Here is a 14,589-nt window from a genome sequence, read left to right as displayed (position 1 = left end):
CAGCCGTTCAGCGCCGGCCGCGCTCGCCCATGCGCATCGCGAGCGAGGCCGGAGCCAGGCGGCTGAGCGCGACGAGCGCGCGGTAGCGCAGCGACGGCACCGACACGGGCTTGCCGCGTGCCGCATCGCGCAGGCCCTCGGCCACCACGTTGCGGGCATCGAGCCACATCCAGGGCGGCACGCCCTCCTTGCCCGGCGCGAGGCCCATGCGCTCGTGGAAGTTCGTGTGGGTGAAACCGGGGCAGACGGCCGTGGTCGTCACGCCCTGCGCCGCGTACCTCGCGTTCGACCAGCGGCTGAAGCTGATGAGCCATCCCTTGCACGCACCGTACGTGCCGCGCGGGATGAAGCCCGCGACGGAGGCGACGTTGACGATGCGCCCGCGACCCCGCGGCAGCATGTGTGCGAGCGCAGCATGGCTCAGCCGCATGGGCACCTCGATGTGCAGGGCGAGGTGCTTCACCTCGTCGTCGATGTCGTTGGCGGCGAAGTCGAGCGGCAGTCCGAACCCCGCGTTGTTCACGAGCAGCTCGATCGGCCGCCCCGGGTCGGAGATGCGCGCGACCACCTTCGCGAGGTGCCGACGCTTGAGCAGATCGGCCGGCAGCACCTCGACACCCACGCCGTACTTCGTTCGGAGGCGATCGGCGACCTCCTCGAGCGCGTCCTTGTCGCGTGCGACGAGCACGAGGTCGGCGCCGGTCATGGCGATCTGGCGGGCGAACTCGGCTCCGAGGCCCGAGCTCGCACCCGTGATGAGGGCGGTCTTCGGCATGCGGCCCAGCCTAAGGCGCCGGTCGCGTCTCGAATCGATTCGAGGTCGATGACCTATGATCGGGCGTATCGGCGAGCCCGCCGACCCGTCAATCGAGGATGCCCGCGCATGTCCGAGTCCGCCCGACCGACCCTGTCCGACGTCGCCGCGCGCGCCGGCGTCTCGGCCTCGACGGCCTCGCTCGCGTTCAGCGGATCGGGCCCCGTCTCCGACGCGACGAAGCAGCGCGTGCTCGCTGCGGCCGCCGAACTCGGCTACGCCGGCCCCGATCCGCGCGCCCGATCGCTGCGCCGGGGCCGTTCGGGCATCGTGGGCGTCGTGCTCGAGCAGCGCGTGCGCACGGCGTTCCTCGATCCGGTGAAGATCCAGATGCTCGACGGCATCACCGAGGGCATCGCGCCGCTCGGCGCCGGACTGCTGCTGCTCACCGACGTGGGCGCCGTCGACCTGCCGCTCGTCGACACCGCTGGCGGCATTCCCCCGACGCCGGCGCTCAGCGTCGAGAACGCCCCGGTCGACGCCGTCGTGCTCATCGGCTGCAGCCCCCGGCTCAGCCAGACCGTTGCGGCGCTTCGTCGTCGCGGCATCCCGACCGTCGCCATCGAGGGTGCAGCCGGCTCCGACATCCCCGAGATCTCGATCGACAACCGCGATGCGACCCGCCGCGGCGCCCAGCACCTGCGCGATCTCGGGCATACGGATGCCGCGATCGTCACGCTCCCGCTCGATCCCGCCCGCACGCGCGGCCCGCTCACGATGGCCCTCGAGGCCGGCAGCACGTCGGACACGGCGAGCGAGCGCCTGCGCGGTGCGCGCGAGGTGTTCCCGCACGCCACCGGACGCGCCGCCGCCGCCAGCTCGATCGAGGAGGGCCTCGAGGCCGGCCGTGTGCTGCTCGCCGATCCCGCGACCCGGCCCACCGCGATCATCGCGCAGAGCGATCTGCTCGCCGCCGGCGTGCTGCAGGCCGCGGAGGAGCTGGGCGTGGCGGTGCCGGCGGAGGTGAGCGTGCTCGGGTTCGACGGCATCCGCGTCGACGGGCTCCAGCACGACCTCACGACGCTCGTGCAGCCCTCGGTCGCGAAGGGGCGTGCGGCCGGCGAGGCCGTCGTGCGCATGCTCGCCGACGACGGAGAGCCGCCCGCCTCGCGCTGCTTCACGAGCGTGCTGCACGTCGGCGAGACGACGGCGCCGCCCCGCGCGCACACGGACTGATCAGACGGCGCCCGTGACCATCCACGCCGCGCCCCGCGCGCGGAGCGACAGCGTCACCGCCCGCGCGGCGAGATACCCGATGGCGAACGCCGCGGTGAGCAGCGCGAGCGACGTCGCATTCGGCAGGCCCGCGGCATCCGAGGCCCACACCGTGCCGAGCGCGAGCGGCACGAACACGGCGAGGTTCACGAGGCCGGTCCAGGCGAGGTAGCGGGCGTCGCCCGCGCCGATGAGCACGCCGTCGAGCACGAACACGAGCCCGCCGAGTGGCGCCGAGAGCCCGAGCACCACGAGCGACGGCGGCAGGAGCGCCGCGACGTCGGCCGACGACGTGAACACCGCCGGCAGCACCCATGCGGTCGCGGCGACGAGCGCGCCGAGCCCCACGCCCGACCAGACGCCCCACTGCACGCAGCGGCGCAGCACGGCCCGCACCTGCTCGACGTCGCCCTCGCCGAGCCCCTTGCCGATGAGCGCCTGCGCGGCGATCGCGAGTGCGTCGAGGGCGAACCCGAGCGTGAAGTAGATCGTGATGGCCACCTGGTAGGCCGCGAGCTCGTCTGGCCCGAGCGAGGTCGCCGCCCACGTCGCCAGCAGCAGCGCGGCACGCAGGCTCGCCGTGCGCAGGAACAGCCACCCGCCCGATGCCGCGCCCCGCAGCAGCCCCTCGCGGTGCGGCCACGGGTTGGCGCCCACGCGCACGGCGTGACGGGCGACCACGACCACGTAGACGGCGACCATGCCCCATTGCGCGATGACCGTGCCGACCGCCGACCCGGCGATGCCGAGTCCGACGCCGTAGATGAACACGAAGTTCAGCCCGATGTTCACGGCGAACCCGATGCCGGCGACCCAGAGCGGGGTCGTCGTGTCCTGCAGGCCGCGCAGCAGGCCCGTCGCCGCGAACACGAGCAGCATCGCGGGCAGCCCGAGCATCGAGATCGACAGGTACGCGGATGCCGCGGCGCTGATGTCGCCCGAGGCCCCGAACACGCCGACGAGCCACGGGGTCGCGAACCAGCCCAGCACGGCGAGGATCGCACCGAGCCCGGCCGCCAGCCACAGCCCGTCGACGCCGGCCGACACCGCGGCCCGCTCGTCGCCCGCGCCGAGGCGCCGCGCCACCATCGGCGTGGTCGCGTAGGCGAGGAACACCATGAGTCCGATGATCGTCTGGAGCACGGCGCTCGCGATGCCGAGGCCGGCGAGCGGTGTCGCCCCGAGGTGGCCGACCATCGCGGTGTCGGCGAGCAGGAACAGCGGCTCGGCGATGAGCGCGCCGAGCGCCGGCACGGCGAGACGCAGGATGTCGCGGTCGACCGTTCGCGCCGGTGCCCCCGGCGTGGTGCCGGGCGTGGGCGTGGCTGGTGGTGTGGGTTCGGCGTCCATGTGCGGACTCGAGCCTATGCTGCGCCTCCGACGCGGCATCCGCTCAGGGGTGCGGCGGGCGCTCACCCGCGGGATCCGCTCGCCGCCGTCCGCGTGCGCCGCCCTCGCTCAGGTGCGCGGCTGCTCGCCCTCGTCGGTCGCCCGCTCGAACGCGCGCTCCCACTCCTGCAGCTCGGCGCGCTTGCCGACGAGACCGTCGAGCGAGACCTGGAAGTGCAGTCCGCGACGCGCATTGACCTGCTTGATGTTCTGCACGAGCTCCCCGGACACCGCGGTGACGGCAGTGCGCACCTCCCGGATGCGCTCGTCGGGGTCGTCCCAGAGCTGCGGGTGGGTCAGGATGTCGAGCAGGTAGTCGCGGTCGAGCGCCCCGGTGAGCCTGCGCAGCGTGGCGTCGAGTTCGATCGCGGCCAGCCCGCGCTGGTCGGCGCCGCTGCGCTGGTCGAGACGGATGAACAGCTCCTCGACGTTGGTCGCGATGCCCGCGACGTCGGTCGCGGTCTGCGCCGCGACCGCGTTGCCCGTCGCTCCGACCTGCGCGTACGCAGCGGAGAGCGACCGCAGGGTCGCGACGTGCCGGCGGATCGGGTCGGGCAGTCGGCCGTCGCCCTGCCCCTTGCGGCGCCGGGACCGGACTACGCCGAAGGCCGTCGCGGCCCCCGCCGCGATCACGGCAGCCGTGATCGCGAGCCCGAGCACGAGCCCGCCGCCCGCGCCGGCGTCGCCGATCGAGGCCCCTGGCCCATCCGCGGCCTGCACGCCCTGCACGGTCGCGGCCAGGGCCTGGTCGAGCCCGCCGCTCGCCTCGGCCTGGTTCGCGATCTGCATCGCCTCGCCCGACTCGAGCACGTGCGAGCCGGCGGACAGGTCGTCGCCCACCGCGACGATGATCGTGTCGTAGTCGGTCGACTCGGCCAGCTGGGCGACGATCTCGGTTCCGGATGCCTCGAGCTGCACGTTGTCGGAGAAGACGGCGATGCCGATCGAGTCGTCGCCGACCAGGCCGGTCAGCTGCGCCTGGAGCGCCGACGCGTCCGCGACCTCCGACGAGACGTAGACGGGGCCGCCCTGCAGCGCGTCGGAGGCGTCGTCGACATAGCCGTCGGCGAAGACCATCGTGAGGCGGGCGGGAGCGTCGAGCCCTGCGTCGACGGTGAGGTGAGACATCCGACGCCCTAGAAGTTGTTGATGACCGACGCGAACACGAGGTCGATCTTCGCGGGGTCGGAGGCGTCGAACCACTGCCCGCCGGTCGCCTCGGCGATGCGCTGCAGCGCACCCGTGTCGGCGCCCTCGCCGTACGCGATCGGGAAGACGCGCACCGGGGCGTCGTCGCCGCCCTCACCGCTCGCCTTGCCGATCTTCGCGATGAGCGAGTCGATCGAGATCGACGAGTCGGTGTCCTGGCCGTCGGAGAGGACGACGATCGCGTTGATGCGGCCCGGTTCGGCGCGCACCGACATCTCGTCGTACGCCGCCGCGACCGCGTCGTAGAGGGGCGTGCCCTGCCGGTTGGCGTAGCGGAGGTCCTCGATCGACGAGCGCAGGTTCTCGCCGTCGGATCCGAGCGGCGAAACGCCGCGCAGCTCGATGAGGTTCTTGCCCGCCGCGGACTCGACGTCGGTGGTGAATGCCCACACGCCGACCTCGTCGGTGGACCGGAAGTGGCCGAGGGTCGCCTGGGCGCCCTGGATCGCCCCGTCGAGGCGGGAGCGGCCGTCGCCGATCGGCTCGTCCATCGACCCGGAGATGTCGATGACCTCGAGCACCGACGAGGGCTTGCGGATCTGGGTCCACTGATCGAGCGCAGCCGAGACCACGTCGACGGCCGGGCGCGGGAGCGTGACCGCCGGTCCGGCAGGGTCGACGCCGAACCGCTCGGTGAACAGGTTGCCGAGCGGCACCGACTCGTCGAGCGGCCGGAATCCGTACTGCGGCAGGATCGCCTGCGCCGGCTCGGTCGCGAGGAAGTCGACGAACGCCGCGCCCGCGGTCGCCTGCGCCGGCGTCACCCAGTCGGCGCCGAGCACCGTCACCGGGTTGTCCGACCAGATCGAGCCGCCGGACGGATACACCGCGACGAGCTTCTCCTTCGGCGGGGTGAGGGTCTCCCCGGGCTGCACGGTGTGCGAGTCGGGGTTGCCCTGGTTGTAGTTCAGCAGCGACGTCTCCTCGAGCGCCACGGCCGAGACGTACCCGGAGCCGCCCGACCCGTTCTGCGTCTCGTCGTAGAGGGTCGTGAGCACCTTGCCGGTCGTGTCGCCGTAGTGGATGACGCACTCCTCGAACACGCGCGAGAACTCCTCGGCCGCGGCGACGTCGGCGGCCGTGAGGTCGCTCGTCTTGCCGGATGCCTCGTACGACTGCATCAGGATCGCCGAGAGCCCGGTCGTCGACGTGTTCGGGTTCGTCTTCGAGATCTTGAACGACCCCCAGATCGGCTTGCCCACGCTGCCCCAGCCCTCGGGGTCGGCGCACAGCTGCTCGAAGTCGCCGATGCCGATCTCGGCGTCGGGCCAGCCGAGCGCCTTCGCCATCGTCTCGGGCACGCCGAACACGACGGGCGTGTGCGTGAACGACACGGGCTCGCCCACGAGCGAGGCGGATGCCGCGGCCGCGACGCGCTCGGTCCACACCGTCGATGCCGGCGACCACAGCGTCGGCCAGCGGCGAGGGTCTTCATCGGGCCAGTCGCCGCCCGCCGTCAGGAACCGCGTCGCGTCGCCCGACGAGACGTTCACGGGCCGCACGGTCGCGCACTCGTCGAGCGCATCGTGCTCTGGCGATTCCTTGAACGCCTTGGCCAGGGCGTCGAGCATGTTGACCTTCTCCGACGAGGTCGCGACGACGACGCTCGTGCAGCCGTCGTCGACGAAGTCGCCGCCCTCGACGGTGCCCTGATCGACGCCGTCGCCTCCGAACGTGCAGGCGCTCAGGGCGATCGCGGCCACCGTCACGACCGACATCGCGAGCCACGCGCGCACACCTCGCCTCGAGGTCGTCGGGAACGGTGGGCGGGCGGCCGTGCGCCGCGGAACGGGTGCCATGGGAACAGGGTACGTGCCGCGGGGGCCATGCATCACGCGCAGATGCCGACCGACCGCGCCCGGGCTCGGCGGGGGAGTCCGCGAATGGCGAAGGCCGGCCCCCTCGGAGAGAGGACCGGCCTTCGTTGACGCGTCGATCTGGAGCGATCAGACCTTCGCCTTGCGATAGTGAGCGGCGACCGCAGCGGACTCCGACGAGAAGCACTGCTCGGGGTTCGTCGCGTTGTAGAAGCGCTGACCGGGCATGTGGTAGATCCACTCGGGGCTGCCCTGGTTGCCCTTGATAGGAGCCCAAGCGGGGCAGTCCCACGTCCCGTTGACCGGCGGAGCGACGTTCGGCGCCTGCACCGAGGCGGTGCCCGCGGAGCGCGCGGCGACCGTCTGGTAGCCGGCCTTGCGCGCGGTGATCGTCACCGCGACGCTCTTCCAGACATCCGAGTACCCGAGCTTGTACGTGCGACCCGTCGCCCCGCTGATGACGGACCCGTTGCGGTACCACTGGTACGACAGAGTCGCCCCCGATGCGGCCGAGGCGACCGCGCTCAGCGTGTAGCCGTACTTGGCCGTGCCGGTGACCTTGGCGCTGAGCGACATCGTCCCGGCTGCGATCGCCGCGGTCCCGCCCGAGGTCTTCGACGCCGTCGTGTAGGCGCCCTTCCTGCCCGTGACGGTGACCGTGAGGGACTTGCCGAGGTCGGCCGCGGTGAGCACGTAGGTCGACTTCGTCGCGCCGCCGATGGCGACGCCTGCACGCTTCCACTGGTAGCTGAAGGCGGCGGTCGGCTTCCACGTGCCGGGCACGGCGGTCAGGGTCTTGCCCACGGCGCGGGTTCCGCTGATCGTCGGGGTCGGCGCGCTGAACGTGCCAGCGGCGATCGCGGCCCCGGCCGTCGAGGTCTTCGACGCGGTCGTGTAGGCGGTCTTCCGGCCGGTGACCGTGACGGTGATCGTCTTGGCGTGATCGGTGGTCGTGAGCACGTAGGTCGACTTGGTCGCGCCCGAGATGGCGGCGCCGTTGCGCTTCCATTGGTAGCTCAGCGTCGTGCCGGAGGTCCACGTGCCTGGCACGGCCGTCAGGGTCTTCGCGACGGCCTTGGTGCCCGAGACCGTCGGCGTCGGCGCGGTCAGGGTGCCGTATGCGACCGTCGCTGCGGCCGAGGTCCGGGTCAGGGTCGTGTAGCCGGCGGCCTTGCCCGTGATGGCGACGCTGAGGGCGGCCTTGAGATCCGCGGTGGGCACCGCATAGGTCGACTTCGTCGCGCCTGGGATGGTGACGCCGTTGCGCTTCCACTGGTACGTGAAGGTCGCGCCCGGCTTCCAGGTGCCGGGCGTCGCGGTCACGGTGCGGCCGACGGCGACCGTGCCCGAGACGGTCGCAGTGGGTGCGGAGAACGTGCCGATCGCGACCGCGGCCGTCGCGGCCGAGTTCAGCGACACCGTCGTGTACCCGGCGAGCGAGCCCGAGACGCTCACCGTGAGCTTGCCGCCGAGGTCGGCGGCGACGGGCGTGTAGGTCGACTTGGTCGCTCCGGTGATCGCGGTGCCGTTGCGCTTCCACTGGTAGGCGTAGGTGATCCCGGAGGGCGTCCAGCCCGATGTCGCGGTCAGCTGCGAGCCCACCTTGGCCGTGCCCGTGATCTTCGGTGCGGATGTCGCGAGCAGACCCGCGACGACGGCGGCGGTGGGGGTGGAATCGATGGAGGTGCTCGTGTAGCCGGCCAGCTCACCGGTGGCCCGGACCGCGATCGTCGCGCCGCGGTCTTCGGCCGTCAGCGTGTACGACGTGCCGATCGCGCCCTCGATCGCGACTCCGTCGCGGTACCAGGTGAACGTCGGCGTCAGCGCGGGAGACCAGTTCTCCGTCGCTGCGACGAGTGTGCTGCCGACCTGCGCGACGCCGGAGACCGTCGGGGCGACCGGCACCATGGGCAGCCGCGGTACGCTCTCGGTCGCGTCGGAGCGAGCCGTTCCCTCGCCCCATGACGAACGTGCGGCCCGCACCTCGACGCGGATCGCCGCACCGATGTCGTCGAACGTCACGTCGTAGCTCTGCCCCGAGGCGCCCGCGATCGGAACCTCGTCGCGGAACCACTGGTAGCCGAAGTCGAGGCCGGTGACGTTCCAGGTACCCGGATGGGCGTCTAGGGTGCTGCCGACGGACAGTTCGCCTGTCACCGTGGGTGCCGTGAGCGCGACGATCTCGGCGGGCAGCAAGGAAATATCGCCTCGAGAGTCCGCGACGCCTTCGGAGACGATGATGCCCTCGGCCGCAGTGCCTTCGACGATCGCGGGAGGCGCGTCGAGCGAAGGCGACCAGGTGCGCAGTACCTCGGAGGGCGCCTCGCACTCGTCGGCGCTGACTATATACATGCCGTCGGCCAGGCCGAACAGCTCGTATGCGCCGCTGGAGTCGGTCCGGACCTCTGAGGTCGCTTCGACGGGCACCCATGCGTCACCGTCGAGAACCGCGGCGCCGATGCAGACGTCGGCGGCGGGGTCGCCGGCAGGGTCGGTGACGACACCGGTGATCACCGCGGTCGTCGGAAGCCCGGGGTCGCCCTCCTCGGCGAACGCGGGCGATGCGGGCAGGGCGGCGGCGATGATGAGCGCTGCCGAGGCTGAGGCGACGAGCGACTTCGCTCGCACGCGGGAAGGCGTGGTCAACGTACTCCGATCGATGTGGCGACCGTGCGAGCCTATGTGAGGCTTCCTTCGAAATCCCGGCGATCGGCAGCCGTCGGCACCCCCAGAACACGGGGTGCGCGTCGGCGACCGACTGACGGGAGCCGGTCCCGGAACGGCGAAGGCCGGTCCCCCCGGATCGAGGGGACCGGCCTTCACGACGACGAACTCAGTCCGCGTAGCGCGTGAACGTGTTGCAGTTGTACGTCTCGAAGAAGGTGCCCGGTTCGACGATCCAGTAGAGGTCGCCATCGTAGGTGCCGCCACCGATGTAGTGCGCTTCATCGCCGGCCGGAGCGGACCAGTCGGCTGCCCAGCACTCGGAGTTGCCGTACGACACGTACCGCCCCGGCTTCAGCATCGTGCCGACCGCAGCGATGCCGTTCCCGGCCATCGTCGAGCTCGGGTTGCCGGTGCCGTCGTATCGGATCCACGATCCGCAGCCGATGGCCGCGACATAGCGATCGGTGGCGAGGATGGTGATCATCCGTCGCCCGCTTCCGCCGGGGTCGAAGCCGAGCACGGAATCCTCAGTACCGCTCGTCGAGGTGGTGCGCCACCAACGGCAGTTCGTCGTGCTGGACGTCGACGTGTAGTACGTGCCGGGCTGCACGTCGATGCCGACGCGGAACCAGTAGTCGCCGCTGAAGCTGGCCGGGCGGTTTGCCACGGCCGCCGTCTTGAGCGTTGCCGACTTCGTCGTGTACCCGGCCTTGCTCGCCGTGATCGTCACCGAGACGACCTTGCCTGCATCGACGTTGCCGAGCGTGTAGGTCGACGAGGTCTTGCCGCTGATCACTGCGCCGTTGCGGTACCACTGGTACTTCACCGTGGTGCCGCCGGGCGAGACCGAGCCCGCCGAGGCCGTGAGCGTGGAGCCGGCGCGCTGCGTGCCCGTGAGCTTCGCGCTGAACGTGATCGCGCCGGCGGCGATGTGGGCGGTTCCGCCTGAGGTCTTCGCCAGCGTCGTGTACGCGGTCTTCCGGCCGGTGACCGTGACGGTGATCGACTTGCCGAGGTCGGAGGCCGTGAGCACGTAGGTCGACTTCGTCGCTCCGGTGATCGAGACTCCGGCGCGCTTCCACTGGTAGCTGAGCGATGCGACGGGCTTCCACGTGCCCGGCACGGCGGTGAGCGTCTTGCCGACCGTGCGGGTGCCGGAGATCGTCGGCGTCGGACCGTGCAGGGTGCCGGGCGCGATGGCCGCTCCGGCGACGGACGTCTTCGCGGCGCTGGCGTACGCGGTCCTCCTGCCCGTGACGGTCACCGTGATCGTCTTGCCGAGGTCGGAAGCGGTGAGCAGGTAGGTCGTCTTCGTCGCGCCCGTGATGGCGACGCCGTTGCGCTTCCATTGGTAGCTCAGGGCCACAGTCGAGGGGCCCCAGGTGCCGGCGACCGCGGTGAGCGTCCGGTCGACGGCGCGGGTGCCCGACACCGTCGGCGTCGGCGCGGTCAGCGTGCCGTAGGCGACCGTGGTCGCGGCGGACGTCTTCGTGAGCGTCGTGTAGGCGGTCGCCTTGCCGGTGATCGTGACGCTGAGCGCTGCCTTGGCGTCGCCGGCGGGGATCGCGTAGGTCGACCTGGTCGCGCCCGTGATGGCGACGCCGTTGCGCTTCCACTGGTAGGTGAACGCCGCGCCGGGCTTCCACGCACCGGGGGTCGCGGTGACGGTGCGTCCGACGGCGATGGTGCCGGTGATCGTCGCGGTCGGCGCGCTGAAGGTTCCGACTGCGACGGCCGCGGTGGACGCGGTCGTGCGGACGACGGTCGTGTAGCCCGGAAGGGTGCCGGTGACCGAGACGCTGATCTTCGCGCCGAGGTCGGCGGCGACGGGCGTGTAGCTCGACTTCGTGGCGCCCGTGATCGCCGTGCCGTTGCGCTTCCAGACGTAGGCGTAGGCGACGTTCGACGGCTTCCAGCCCGGCGCGACCGTCAGCGGTACGCCGACCTTCGGGGTGCCCGTGATCACCGGGGCGGATGTCACGAGCGACGCGATCCCGATCGGTGCCGTCGCGGCCGAGACGGCCGAGACGGTCGTGTGGCCGGCCAGCACGCCGGTCACGCGCACGGAGATCGCGGCGCCGAGGTCTGCTGCACTCAGCACGTAGGTGCTGCCGGTCGCCCCGACGGGCGTGCCGTTGCGCAGCCACTCGATGCTCGTCGAGACGGCGGCGGGCGCCCAGCCGCCGGTGGCGGCGCTGAGCTGCTCGCCGACCTTGGCCGTGCCGGTGACGGTGGTCGTGCCGGGCGTGATCGTCGCTGCCGCGACGGCTCCGGTGGGGTCGGAGACCACGGTCACGGGCAGGTAGCCGGGCTTCGAGATGGTCGCGGCGACCGTGAAGAAGGCGTCGACGTCGTCGGCGGCGATCTCGTGGGTGTCGTCGACGTCGTCGATGGGGCCGCCGTTGCGGCTCCATCGCCAGGCGATGTCGGCGTCTTCGGGCCAGCCTTCGACGGTGGCCGTCAGGGAGGAGCCGAAGACGGCGTCGCCGTCGATCACGGGGCGCTCGCCGGGGGTGAAGGCTTGCAGCACGGGGCCGACGGCGGTGGAGGCGGCGGTGCCGGCGGTCCAGCCGTCGCGCGTCGCGGTCACCTCGACCGTGATGTTCGCGCCCAGCTCGTCGGCGGTGATCGTGTAGGCCTGATCCGTCGCGTCGGCGATGGGCGCGTCGTCGCGCAGCCACCGGTAGGAGAAGGAGAGCCCGCTGATGCTCCAGACGCCGGGATCGGCGACGAGTTCTGAACCGACGAGGGGTTCGCCCGTGATGGTGGGCGCGTCGGTGACGCTCACGGCCGCCGGCAGCAGGCGGATGTCTGCGGGAGCGGCGATGCCGTCGACCACGGCGATGCCCTCGGCGACCGTGCCGTCGACGATGACGGGCACGGCATCGAGTGAGGGCGACCACGTGCGGAGCGTGTCTGTCGGGCCCGTGCAGGTGCCGGCGCTGACCGAGTAGGTGCCGTCGGCGAGGCCGGTGAGCGCGTAGGCGCCGGTGGCGTCGGTGCGGATCTCGGCCCCGAGGTCGACGGGCGCCCACGCGGTGCCGTCGAAGACGTCGGCGGCGACGCAGAGATCGGGCGCGACGACGCCGGCGGGGTCGGTCACGACGCCGGCGATCGAGGGGGTGGTCGTGAGGGGTTCGTCGTCATCGGCGAACGCGGGGGCGCTCGGCACGAGCGTCGCGAGGACGAGTGCCGTCGTGGCGGTCGCGACCAGCGACCGGCCCCGTGGGATGCGGGAAATGGACAATGTTCTCCGTTCGGGGGAGTGAGGGTCGGTCGAGCATAGTCAGGTGGTGAGAATCTGCGGTCATCGGAATCCACATCCCCCCTCGGACTGGGGGCGTCGATGCCGGGTTTCGGCCCGGGTCGGGGTCGCGACACCTGCGAGTGCGCCATGAGTCGGACCACCGGCATCCGCTCGTCGGAGCGTCGACATAGGGTGGAACGCATGACCGACGTCTCGCTCACCTCCGGCATCGTGCACGACGAACTCGACGATGCGGTGCGTCCCCAAGACGACCTGTTCCGGCACGTCAACGGGCGCTGGATCGAGCGCACCGAGATCCCGGCCGACAAGGCCAGGTACGGCTCGTTCATCGTGCTGCACGAAGAGGCCGAGCGTGCCGTGCGCGACATCATCCAGGAGTCGCAGGACGCCGAGGCGGGCACCGAGGCGCGCAAGGTCGGCGACCTCTACGCGAGCTTCCTCAACGAGGAGCGCGCGAACCTGCTGGGCGCGACCCCGATCGCGGGGCAGCTCGGCGAGGTCTCGCTCATCGGCGACGTGCCCTCGTTCCTCGAGACGCTCGGCCGACTCGAGCGGCAGGGCGTCTCGGGTCTCGTGCAGCTGTTCGTCGACAACGACCCGGGCGACCCCGAGCGTTACCTCGTGTTCGCCGAGCAGGGCGGCATCGGCCTGCCCGACGAGAGCTACTTCCGCGAGGAGCGCTTCGAGCCGATCCGCGAGGCGTACCTCGCGCTGCTCGAGCGCATGTTCGGGCTCGCCCACCTCGACGACGCGGCCGAGCGCGCGCGCCGCGTGTTCGACCTCGAGACCGAGATCGCCGCCGCGCACTGGAACAACGTCGAGACGCGCGACAGCCACAAGACCTACAACCTCTTCAGCTGGTCGGATGCCGCGGCAGCCGCGGCGGGCACCTCGACCGAGTTCGACCTCTCCCTGTGGCGCGACGCCATGGGCGTGCCCGAGGGCGCGTTCGACGAGATCGTGCTGCGCGAGCCGTCGTTCGTCGAAGCCCTCGGAGGCATCGTCACCGCCGAGCGCCTGCCCGCCCTGAAGGACTGGCTGGCGTGGCAGGTCATCCGCGCGAACGCCGCCTACCTCTCCGACGACTTCGTCGAGGCGAACTTCGACTTCTACGGCCGCACGCTGAGCGGCACCCCGCAGATCCGCGAGCGGTGGAAGCGCGGCGTGTCGCTCGTCGAGGGCGCCATGGGCGAGGCCGTCGGCCGCATCTACGTCGAGCGGCACTTCCCGCCCGCGGCGAAGTCCGCGATGGACGAGCTCGTCGCGAACCTCATCGAGGCCTACCGCCAGTCGATCACCTCGCTCGAGTGGATGGGCGCCGAGACCCGCGAGCGCGCACTCGACAAGCTCGGCAAGTTCACGCCGAAGATCGGGTTCCCGGTCAAGTGGCGCGACTACTCGACGCTCGACCTCGTGCCCGACGACCTCGTCGCCAACGTGCGCGCGACGGCCGAGTACACGTTCCTGCGCGAGATCGGCAAGCTCGGCAAGCCGATCGACCGCGACGAGTGGTTCATGACCCCGCAGACCATCAACGCCTACTACAACCCCGGGTTCAACGAGATCGTGTTCCCCGCGGCGATCCTGCAGTTCCCCTTCTTCGACGAGGGTCGGGATGCCGCGGCGAACTACGGTGCGATCGGTGCCGTCATCGGCCACGAGATCGGCCACGGCTTCGACGACCAGGGCTCGAAGTACGACGGCGACGGCCGCCTGCTCGACTGGTGGACCGAGGCCGACCGTGCCGCGTTCGAGGAACGCACGAAGGCGCTCATCGCGCAGTACGACGCACTCGTTCCCGCACAGCTCGCGGGCGGCGAGGGCGCCGACGAGCACCACGTGAACGGCGCGCTCACGATCGGCGAGAACATCGGCGACCTCGGCGGGCTGGCGATCGCCTGGAAGGCCTACGTCATCTCGCTCGACGGCGCCGAGCCGCCCGTCGTCGACGGACTCTCGGGCGTGCAGCGCTTCTTCCTGTCGTGGGCCCAGGCCTGGCAGCAGAAGGGCCGAGACGCCGAGGTGATCCGCCTGCTCGCGATCGACCCCCACTCGCCGAACGAGTTCCGCTGCAACCAGATCGTCCGCAACATCGACGAGTTCTACACTGGGTTCGAAGTGACTCCCGATGACACGCTCTGGCTCGACCCGGCCGAGCGCGTGACCATCTGGTAGGCGAGCCGCCCCACCGGTTCATCCGACCCCCGTCC

At 71.4% G+C, this 14,589-nt stretch carries 8 protein-coding genes; 2 read left to right on the top strand and 6 right to left on the bottom strand.

Annotated elements, in window-relative coordinates:
• Positions 1-7: 7 nt before the first annotated feature.
• Positions 8-775 (bottom strand): SDR family NAD(P)-dependent oxidoreductase, encoded by a 768-nt coding sequence (locus ACFVS8_RS15445; protein WP_387064070.1) that lies wholly within the window; start codon positions 773-775, stop codon positions 8-10.
• Positions 776-883: 108 nt separating this feature from the next.
• On the opposite strand from ACFVS8_RS15445, the gene ACFVS8_RS15440 reads away from it, so the two are divergent.
• A complete protein-coding gene (locus ACFVS8_RS15440; RefSeq protein WP_387064067.1) occupies positions 884-1,990 on the top strand; it encodes a LacI family DNA-binding transcriptional regulator in 1,107 nt (368 codons plus the stop codon).
• On the opposite strand, the gene ACFVS8_RS15435 is transcribed toward ACFVS8_RS15440, so the two are convergent.
• From ACFVS8_RS15435 to ACFVS8_RS15415, 5 genes are all read right to left on the bottom strand, one after another.
• Positions 1,991-3,379, bottom strand: a complete 1,389-nt coding sequence (locus tag ACFVS8_RS15435; protein ID WP_387064065.1) for an MATE family efflux transporter — start codon at positions 3,377-3,379, stop codon at positions 1,991-1,993.
• A 108-nt stretch (positions 3,380-3,487) separates the two neighbouring features.
• Entirely contained in the window at positions 3,488-4,546 is a 1,059-nt protein-coding gene (locus ACFVS8_RS15430; protein WP_387064062.1) for a hypothetical protein, read from the bottom strand.
• Positions 4,547-4,554: 8 nt separating this feature from the next.
• Positions 4,555-6,426 (bottom strand): substrate-binding domain-containing protein, encoded by a 1,872-nt coding sequence (locus ACFVS8_RS15425; RefSeq protein ID WP_387064059.1) that lies wholly within the window; start codon positions 6,424-6,426, stop codon positions 4,555-4,557.
• A gap of 147 nt (positions 6,427-6,573) precedes the next feature.
• On the bottom strand, positions 6,574-9,090 hold the full coding sequence (locus tag ACFVS8_RS15420; RefSeq protein ID WP_387064056.1) for a hypothetical protein: 2,517 nt from the start codon (positions 9,088-9,090) through the stop codon (positions 6,574-6,576).
• A gap of 187 nt (positions 9,091-9,277) precedes the next feature.
• Entirely contained in the window at positions 9,278-12,358 is a 3,081-nt protein-coding gene (locus ACFVS8_RS15415; protein ID WP_387064053.1) for a hypothetical protein, read from the bottom strand.
• A gap of 201 nt (positions 12,359-12,559) precedes the next feature.
• Here ACFVS8_RS15415 and ACFVS8_RS15410 point away from each other — a divergent pair, with 201 nt between their 5' ends.
• Positions 12,560-14,554 (top strand): M13 family metallopeptidase, encoded by a 1,995-nt coding sequence (locus ACFVS8_RS15410; protein WP_387064050.1) that lies wholly within the window; start codon positions 12,560-12,562, stop codon positions 14,552-14,554.
• Positions 14,555-14,589 lie beyond the last annotated feature (35 nt).

Origin of the sequence: Agromyces sp. NPDC058110 (genome assembly GCF_042884735.1) — a bacterium.
Taxonomy (GTDB): Bacteria; Actinomycetota; Actinomycetes; order Actinomycetales; family Microbacteriaceae; genus Agromyces.
Note: the sequence above shows the minus strand (reverse complement) of the source record. Positions and strands in the feature narration are given on the sequence as shown.

Bases quoted from the DNA above. Each gene is read 5' to 3' on its own strand.
- ACFVS8_RS15435 (WP_387064065.1), bottom strand. From the start codon at position 3,379: ATGGACGCCGAACCCACACCACCAGCCACGCCCACGCCCGGCACCACG.
- ACFVS8_RS15445 (WP_387064070.1), bottom strand. From the start codon at position 775: ATGCCGAAGACCGCCCTCATCACGGGTGCGAGCTCGGGCCTCGGAGCC.
- ACFVS8_RS15410 (WP_387064050.1), top strand. From the start codon at position 12,560: ATGACCGACGTCTCGCTCACCTCCGGCATCGTGCACGACGAACTCGAC.
- ACFVS8_RS15425 (WP_387064059.1), bottom strand. From the start codon at position 6,426: ATGGCACCCGTTCCGCGGCGCACGGCCGCCCGCCCACCGTTCCCGACG.
- ACFVS8_RS15440 (WP_387064067.1), top strand. From the start codon at position 884: ATGTCCGAGTCCGCCCGACCGACCCTGTCCGACGTCGCCGCGCGCGCC.
- ACFVS8_RS15430 (WP_387064062.1), bottom strand. From the start codon at position 4,546: ATGTCTCACCTCACCGTCGACGCAGGGCTCGACGCTCCCGCCCGCCTC.